This window comes from Microcystis sp. M179S2, from assembly GCF_020245805.1.
Classification (GTDB): Bacteria; Cyanobacteriota; Cyanobacteriia; order Cyanobacteriales; family Microcystaceae; genus Microcystis; species Microcystis aeruginosa.
Window position 1 is genome coordinate 1 of sequence record NZ_JADBUE010000383.1, and the last position, 8,864, is coordinate 8,864.

Annotated in this window: 5 protein-coding genes, 1 tRNA gene and 2 pseudogenes; 2 read left to right on the forward strand and 6 right to left on the reverse strand. The window is 43.8% G+C overall.

All coding sequences use genetic code 11. The features are described 5' to 3' along the window. Positions 1-510 precede the first annotated feature (510 nt). A tRNA-Leu gene (locus IM500_RS23800) sits at positions 511-592 on the reverse strand. Positions 593-646: 54 nt separating this feature from the next. Next, positions 647-1,327: a nucleoside phosphorylase-I family protein gene (locus IM500_RS23805; protein ID WP_190723384.1), complete on the reverse strand. Its 681-nt coding sequence runs from the start codon at positions 1,325-1,327 to the stop codon at positions 647-649. 122 nt (positions 1,328-1,449) lie between these two features. On the opposite strand from IM500_RS23805, the gene IM500_RS23810 reads away from it, so the two are divergent. Beyond that, positions 1,450-2,505 (forward strand): ABC transporter ATP-binding protein, encoded by a 1,056-nt coding sequence (locus tag IM500_RS23810; protein ID WP_190723381.1) that lies wholly within the window; start codon positions 1,450-1,452, stop codon positions 2,503-2,505. 133 nt (positions 2,506-2,638) lie between these two features. Here the strand turns inward: IM500_RS23810 and rimK are convergent, their stop codons facing one another. From rimK to IM500_RS23830, 4 genes and pseudogenes are all read right to left on the reverse strand, one after another. Then, the gene (gene rimK / locus IM500_RS23815) at positions 2,639-3,544 is read right to left on the reverse strand and encodes a 30S ribosomal protein S6--L-glutamate ligase (protein ID WP_190723380.1); all 906 of its coding nucleotides are present in this window, start codon (positions 3,542-3,544) and stop codon (positions 2,639-2,641) included. An 87-nt stretch (positions 3,545-3,631) separates the two neighbouring features. Continuing rightward, positions 3,632-3,772 (reverse strand): annotated as a pseudogene (locus IM500_RS23820) (ISL3 family transposase); the annotation flags it as partial. A 299-nt stretch (positions 3,773-4,071) separates the two neighbouring features. Next, on the reverse strand, positions 4,072-5,529 hold the full coding sequence (locus IM500_RS23825; RefSeq protein WP_190723378.1) for a DASH family cryptochrome: 1,458 nt from the start codon (positions 5,527-5,529) through the stop codon (positions 4,072-4,074). Between the two features lie 109 nt (positions 5,530-5,638). Next, positions 5,639-7,951 carry a GumC family protein gene (locus tag IM500_RS23830; protein WP_190723376.1) on the reverse strand — a complete coding sequence of 771 codons (2,313 nt, stop codon included), beginning with the start codon at positions 7,949-7,951 and terminating at the stop codon, positions 5,639-5,641. Between the two features lie 359 nt (positions 7,952-8,310). Between IM500_RS23830 and IM500_RS23835 the strand changes: the two are divergent. After that, positions 8,311-8,523, forward strand: a pseudogene (locus tag IM500_RS23835) (IS4 family transposase); the annotation flags it as partial. Positions 8,524-8,864 lie beyond the last annotated feature (341 nt).

The following is an 8,864-nucleotide window of genomic DNA, read 5'->3' on the forward strand; positions in this document are numbered from 1 at the left end:
AACCACAATTAGGACAGGGGAATAGAGGTGAAGGGGGGACTTTGTTCGGTGCTAGACTGATATTTGAGTAAGCCAGACAGGAGCCAGAAAAAGATATTTATTAGAAAAGTCATGATCAAGCTAGAGGTTTAAAGACTGAGCGGGTTCCAATTATTTTTATTAATAAATATTTTACACAATTCATACCAGGTAAGCAAGAGAGCTACGCCACTACTACCGAATCATTACCGAAAATCAATCTGTGCGGGAAAAGATAGCCGAGCTTGAGAGGAATGCCGAGCAATAGGAAACGCGCGCAGCGCATCGACTCGGAAGGTCAAGAACTTCACCTCAACAAGTTTCGACTGTGACGCTCGAACCTTCCGCTTTGTCGAGAAAGATGGGACGATTACCGTTAGTACCACGGGGAAAAGAGCGACTCCCCCGCTAACCCTACGGGTGTAACGGGGGCATCCTGCCGACATTCAAGGTGACCAGGACAATTCTTGTCGGAGGGCAGATAAAAGTTTATGCGGATGGCGAGACTCGAACTCGCAAGGCGTAAGCCACACGCCCCTCAAACGTGCGTGTCTACCAGTTCCACCACATCCGCTTGATTTTAGCCTAACCACTATAGCACAGAAAAAAAATAATCTGCAAGCAACTTTTAAAAATTACTGCCGCACAACTTTCGCACCACCTGAGTTAGTACGGATAAACCTTTTAGGGAACCTTGAATCAAATGGAAGGCCGGGATGGGACGGATTAACATTTGTCGAGCTAGGGGCAATGGTAGCAGCTGACCTTGATTATCAATTGCCGGGGCTAAATCGGGTAAATCCTGCGTCACCTCGTCGCTAATCACGCGCACAATTGCCACTTTTTGCCCCGATAAAGCCGCTAAAATCCTTGCTCCTTCCATATCGACCACCTCATAGCCCCCCTGTCCTAAACGTCGTTTTTCCTCGGAATGGCTAATCAGGCGATCGCTGGTTAAACCTTTAACGAGGCTATATCCGGTTAATTGGGCGATTTCTGCGGTTATTTCTGGTTCGCACTGCCAATAATTCCCCTTTTCTAGGCCACAACCTTGATAGATTACCCCATCTCCGACTCGATAGCGATCGCTGAGACTGCCCGCTAATCCCATCAGCACAATTTTTCCTTTGAGCTTATTAAGAAATTCTAGAGATAGCTTAGAGGCTGGGGAACTGTCGAGGAATTCTGGAGCGCCAAGGTTAATCGGGATAATTTGCGGGGCTAAATCGCCGATGTTTCTTAATCCTCGACGGATTGAGCTATGCTCGGCCCCCCGGGGAACGAGAATAATATCTTCAGGTGTGAGCATGAAAGTTTTGAGAAAGTTTCCTAATTAGTCCCTTGAGATGTTATAAACAATAATAGTGAACTAATTAGGAAAATTCCCAAGTAAATAGCCCCGCCACTGACTGGGCGATTGTCTTTCCCACCATGAAAAAGTCTGTCATTCTGCGTTTATCCGAGGTTAACAAGCGTTTTCCCGCTTCTACTAATCTAGCTGTCGATAATATCAGTTTTAGTTTAACAGAGGGCGAAATTCTCGGATTATTGGGTCCGTCGGGCTGCGGTAAAACCACTCTACTCCGGATGATTGCGGGATTTGAAAAACCATCTCAAGGAGTGATTGAATTGGGAGGGCGAATAGTTGCCGACGAAAAAACCTTTATTCCCCCGGAAAAACGCAATACGGGCATGGTTTTTCAGGATTACGCTCTTTTTCCCCATTTAACCATTGCTGAAAATATCGCCTTCGGGTTAAAAAATTCTGGGGAGAAATTATCGACCAAAGCTATTAACGCTAGGGTGGCGGAAACTTTGGATTTAGTCGGACTGCAAGGACTAGAAAAACGTTATCCCCATCAGCTATCGGGAGGACAACAGCAAAGAGTCGCCCTCGCCCGCGCTTTAGCCCCAAAACCCTCTTTAATCCTCTTAGATGAACCTTTAAGTAATCTCGATGTGCAGGTACGGCAACGGTTACGGCACGAGATCCGTCATATCCTGAAAGCGACCGGCATCTCGGCCATTTTTGTCACCCACGACCGGGAGGAAGCAATGGTAATCAGTGACACAATTGCGGTCCTTTGTCAAGGAAAATTAGAACAAATTAACAATCCCGAAGCAATTTATAGTCATCCGGCCTCGCGATTCGTGGCTGAGTTTGTTACCCAAGCTAACTTTCTCCCCGCTAGACGGGAGGGGGAACAATGGCAAACCGAGATAGGAGTCTGGGAAATTGCCGATGGTCAAGATTTGGACAAAGGGGAATTGATGCTGAGAGAGGAAGATGTCAAAATTAAACCGGATGAGACGGGAGCTCTGGTTATTTGTGATCGCCAATTTTTAGGGCGGGAATACCGTTATTGTCTGCTAACGGCCACCGGCAGCCAAATCCACGCTAGAACAACGATTAACACCCAATTAGACATCGGTACAAAGGTAAAACTATCGATTATTCCCGATAGCGTCCGTGTATTTTCCGACTGATAACTGATACTAAATCCTGTTTAAGGGGTGTCGGGTGTGGGGTGTGGGGAGATTTTTTTCAGTAAAAAGGCAGCTCCGAGCTTATCGCTTAATACTATTGACTGATAACTGATAACTGATCCAAGGCTGACGGCTAATATTGATATCGATCGCGATTTAGGACTAGGGGGGCATTTTTAGCGACAAAATCGATAATTTTTTTAGCCACATCCACACTGGTGGCTGCTTCTATTCCTTCTAAACCGGGAGAGGAATTGACCTCGATAACCACAGGCCCATGATTGGACCGTAATAAGTCCACACCCGCAACCCGTAAACCCATGGCTTTAGTGGCCCGTATGGCCGTACTGCGTTCCTCCGGGGTTAATTTTACCTTTTCTGCCTTACCACCGCGGTGAAGATTAGAACGAAAATCCCCTTCGGCCCCCTGTCGCTTCATCGAGGCCACCACTTTTCCATCGATGACAAAACAGCGCAGATCTGCCCCACTGGCCTCTTTAATATATTCCTGTACTAGGATATTAGCTTCTAATTGCCGAAAAGCTTCAATAACTGACTTGGCTGCTTGATCGGTTTCCGCTAAGACTACCCCAATACCTTGGGTTCCTTCTAATAATTTAATCACTAGAGGGGTGCCGCCGACGGTTTCGATTAAACCATCGATATCTTGAGTTGCGTGGGCAATTCCCGTCACCGGTAAACCGATCCCTTCCCGAGCGAGGATTTGCAGACAACGCAATTTATCCCGCGACCGAGAAATTGCTTGCGAGTCGTTGGTAGTAAAAACATTCATCACCTCGAATTGTCGGACGACTGCGGTTCCATAGAAGGTTTTTGAGGCGGCAATGCGGGGAATAATTGCGTCGAAACTCTCCAAGGGTTTACCGTTATAGACAACCGTGGGTTTATGGGAGGTGATGTTCATGTAACAGCGCAAATAATTGATCACTCGTACCTCATGGCCTTGGGCTTCTCCCGCTTCTTTCAGTCGCTTGGTCGAGTAAAGAGAAGCGTCTTGCGATAAAATAGCGATTTTCATAAATTTTTGCTTAAATATTGCTTTTAAAACTGAATAGCTCGTTATCGAAAAAATCGGGTCTAAAACCTCGCCTTAAGGCGAAAAGTTTTTATCGCTCTCTAACCCACAACGAGGACAGATTGCTTTTTTATTTTTCGATTCGACTGGTCAAACTATACCGATATTTTCTAGGTGTCGATAGCCTTGAATACAGGTTCCTTCTAGGTTCAAAAATTTGTCAAGTATCATAAGTAAAATAATCTCGTTTTTGGCTATTATATCAAATCTTAACTCGATTGTCTATCTTTTGGTATTAACCTGTTTGTGCCTTAAGTCCTTCCCTATATGGATTTCAGCTACTTTTGGGCGTAGGCGCTCTCATCTAATTTTCTTTTAAGTTAATTATTTGCATAACAATTCCCGAAGAGCCATTCAATTTGACTGAAAAAATACGGGGCAATAAAAATCATTTTTATTTGGGTAAGTTTCTTGTCTAGAAATAATTTTATTCTTGAGACAATATTAGGTGGAATTCCACTGATTACTGATTACTGATTACTGAAATGCTGAAGATAAATTTTTTCGTTGTGTTTGATCGATTGAAAAAAATCGACAATGGGACGAGGATAATTAACCCCTAAAATCACACCATAACGCCTTTGTTCATCTGGAGATAATTTATAAGGTTCGTGAACTTTATCGCCTTTTATTCGGGCTAATTCGGGCAACCAGTGACGTAAATAGTCACCTTTGGGATCATAATCTTTCGACTGTTTAGGGATATTAAAATAACGAAATCCTCGCGCGTCATTACCGACACCAGCAGTGTAATTCCAATTACCCCAATTACTACAGACATCGTAATCAACTAATAATGACTCGAACCATTCTGCTCCCATACACCAATCAATCCCGAGATTTTTGGTCAGAAAACTAGCGACATTTTGCCGGCCACGATTTGACATAAATCCTGTAGCAGCTAATTCTCTCATATTAGCATCCACAAGGGGATAACCAGTTTTTCCCTCACACCAAAGATTAAATCTTTGCCAATCTTCTAACCAAGGTAAATTAAGCTCTTGTAAACCAGATTTATAGAAGATTTTATTCCCGTGTTTACTGCAAATAAATCGGAAAAAATCTCGCCACAATAATTCAAAAATTAGCCAATAGGTAGAGTCATTTTTTACTCTTGTTTGCTCATATTTTTGTACTTCCTCATAGATATAACGGGGGGAAAGACAGCCAAAACTTAACCAAGCTGAGAATTTTGAGGAATAATTAGTCCCTAACATTTCATTGCGGGTTTCCTTATAGGTTTTTAAGGAATCACTATCCCAAATATATTCTTTAACCCGTGATTTTCCTGCCATTTCACCCCCTTGAAACGACAAAACACCTCCCCGGTCTAGAATGGGTTCTGTTAAGCCTAAATCGTTTAAACTAGGAAGGTTTCCCCAATCTATTTTAGGTGGTTTTGTCAACTTTTTCGGATTGGGATAAGTTGTTCTTATTTCCCAATGACGTTCTACTTGTTTACGAAAATTAGTAAATAATTCCGGCAGTTGATTAAGGGTAAAAGGTAAATCATCAGGATGATATAAAGTGGCTGTCCAAAAAGTTTTTATCTGCACAGGAACCCTGGATAAAGCCTTATTTACAGCTTTTTCTACCGCTAATTCCTCTGCTGTTACCTCTTGATGATAATAAACCCTGGCTATCTGCAATTCTTGAACTAATTGCGGGATAATTTCCTCTGGTTTTCCCCATCGGATAATTAAATTACTGCCTAAACCTTCCAGAGATTGTCGCAAATTTGCTACGCTTTCTAATAAAAATTTAGCCCGGAACTTGCCAGTTTTTGGAAACCCGTAGGAAGTAAAACCAAATTGACGCTCATCAAAACAATAGAAGGGAATTATCTCGAATTGTTCTTGAATGGCTCGATAAATTGCCTCGTGATCGTGAACCCGCAGATCATTGCGATACCAGATTAAAACCCGCATTTAACATAAATTAAAAGTTGATAACTGATCAATAAGTAGTTAGGTGTTAAAAACCATCAGACACCCCCCTTATTAAGGGGGATTAAGGGGGTATCTATCTTCAATTTAATTATCTTTTGCCGTAGTAATGGCCATAGTAACGATAATTGTGGTCTTTCCGACTAACATTATTAGCCACTAAACCTAATACGGAAATGTGGGATAATCTCAGGTCTTCGAGCAGATTTTTCAGGGCAAAGCGGTCGGTTTTGCCCAATCTGGTGACGAGAATTAGGCCAGTGGCCATGGCGGCGAGAATTTTCGCATCGGCAAAAGCGGCGAGAGGAGGTAGATCGTAGATAATTAGATCGAAGGCGTGGTCTTGCTGTAATTGGGAGATCATCTCCTGCATTTTCTGGGAAGAAAGCAAGCGGGTGGGATCCGGGGGAATTGAACCGGCGGTAAGAATCGATAAATTCTCGTAGCGGGGTAGGGATTGAACGGCCTCGTTCCAATCGAGACCCTCGGCGAGGACATTACTAAGGCCGTGGTCGTTATCGAGATTAAGTCGCTGGTGAATCTGGGGCCGTCGCAGGTCGGCATCCACCAGTAAAACTCTTTGTCCCATACCAGCGGCGGCCTTAGCGATATTTATTGCCATGGTGGTTTTACCATCTCCCGGTGATACAGAACTAATCACGAGAGACTTGAGGGGGGAATCGGAACCGAGGAGGCGAATATTGGTGTTGAGAGTGCGGAAAGCCTCCGAGAAGGGGGAGAAATTATAGTAGTAGGGGTTTTCGTTGGCTGATTTTGGGGTACTATTAGGGATAGTGATTTTGCGATCGCCGACTGTTAACTGGGGTAGGGCGGCGGTGATCACTTTTTCGATCGTGCCAAGGTCTTTTTGCCAGGGAATTGCACCTAAAAGGGGTAGTTTGGTATCTTCTTTTATTTCATCTGCACTATGATGAACGGGGTCTAATCTTTCAGCTAAAAAGGCTGCCCCCATACCTAGTAACAGACCACCGATAACCCCTAAAGCCAGATTTCGCACGGGTTTAGGGGAAACGAAGTTCTCCCCTACTTCTGGTGGGGAAATTAGTTGCCAAGGCACCACTTGTTGTGCCACCTTGAGTTGGAGTTTTTGTTGTTCCTCCAGAAAACGGCCGAGACTGGTGGTGGCAATTTCCAATTCTCGCTGCAAATCCGTATAACGACGGGCTAAAACCGCCAGATTTTTGACCGAGGCTTTCTGTTGTTCGAGGGCCCGGGCAAGGGATTCTACCTTAATTTCTAGGGTTTGGCGACTGTTAGCGGCTTCCACCAATTGTTGGGTTAATTGTACCCGCAAAGCGCTCTGTGACACCAAAGCCGGGGAGTCACCCACTGTCTGGGGCAGTTTTTCCCCTAGGGTTCTCTGGGCTTCGTTTTGCAGTAGGGGCAGTAAATTAGCCCGTTTTTCCTCTAGGGTGGCGATTATTGGGCTATCCTTGGCAAAAACTGCCGATTGTTTGGCCAATTCCACTTCCACTTCTTGCAACTGCTTGAGCAAATCTTGATAACCGGGAGATTCACTGAGATAAGTAGCGATAATTGCTTGATCGGGGGCTAATCCCACCTGTTGCTGTAAAGCCTGATAGCGAGAGTTAATTTCGTTAAGGGCAACTTGGGCTGCCCGATAATCTTGTTCAGTATTGGTTAACTGTTGTGATAAACGAGTCGCCTCTTTATCGGGATCGAGGAAATTGTATTGCTGCCGGAATTGCTGCATTTGTTTTTGTAGAGTATTAACTCGTTCCCGCAGCACGGGCAATTGAGCGTTAACAAAATCTAACCCTTGATTAATTTCGGTCTTCCGTTCCTGAGAACTATAGTTGAGGTAATGACGGGCTAAATTATCTAAAACCAGCTTAATTTTTTCCGGTTCCGCATCTTGATAGGAAATTTCTAAAACTTTCGTCTTTTTTAATTGACTAATTTCGAGATCAGATTTGCCAGTTTTACTAATTAAATCACTGTAGGTAAAATCGGGATACTTAGGGGTTATTTTACTAAGGATGGGGTTAAGAAGTTGAGGACTGGTTAAAACAGCGATTTGGGTATCATAATCGATGTCTTCACCACCTAACTGAGGTAGGATATCTTGGGCTGCCAGTCTGGAAGAACTTTTATTTTGCTCAATCGGTTGACCGATGAGCAGCAGGAATCTACCTTGATAGATAGGGGTTTTTAAGAAAGTCCAAGTAGCGATCGCTCCTGTCACCCCTAGGGTGATGCCAGCGATTATCCACCAGCGATGCTTGACCACAGAAAAGACTTGACGCAGGTTGAGTTCCTCTTCTTCCTGCGTCGGGGAGGGGATAAAAGCCGGTTGGGCAAAAACTGGCAGATTTGCTTGACTTTGGGTTTTTAAAGCCCCGTTTTGTTGGTTGTTCATCATTAATCAAATAGTTAAGGGATAACTGTATTAGACCGCATCTAGTATGCCAGTATAGCTTGAGAATAATTTGGGAATTTGTCCAAACATGGTATCTATTTAAAATAGCCTCAAACCCTTATAGAGTAAGGAATATGACATCTAAGCTGAGATTGACTTCGGGACACTTTTAAGGAGATGAACCGCAACCAGCTAGAGAACTGGAATTTCACTGGCAGGCCATTAACCCTTAAAAGTATTGCTATGCAAGGATCATAGCCGAAAAAGCCAAACTACGGGTTTCCCTGTGGATGCGGTTTCAAAGATTTTAAAGTAGGCGGGAGTAGGGTTTGATGAGAAATAGAACCAATCTCCAAAACCCTATGAACCAGTATAGTGGCTTAAAGCAAGCCCTTCAACCCCATCTCGGATGGCATGGTGCCGGGGTTTCGTTTCTGGCACTGTTCCTACTAGCCTTAATCAAAGTCAAAACCGTCAATCTGAGGGAGTTAGCCGTTGGATTTGGAGGTAAAGCTCTGAAAGAGTCTAACTACAAAAGATTACAACCCTTTTTTCGAGGATTTGAGCTAGATTACTCCTAAATTGCCAAAATTGTTGTGATACTAAATCCGGTTATTAAAGAATGATTATTTATTCCCCCTTTTGCCTATTGCAAGAGTGCATGAGTGCCTGTCCTCATAAGTAGCCTATGCTCAACGGATTTAGTCTTATGTGACAGTTGAGGGTGCGGAATGTGGGTTGACATATTGTAAAAATTGTACGGAGACAAAATTGTGGTGGTGATTCGGTAGTAGTGATGGCGGCTTAATCCTTTGCTTTGCTGTGCATTGTAGTCATGGATAAAATACCAAAGGGCTCCCCAACGTGATTCTCCATTTTTTTAGAGAAAGATAGACTCTCTCTCACCAGCCGAGAA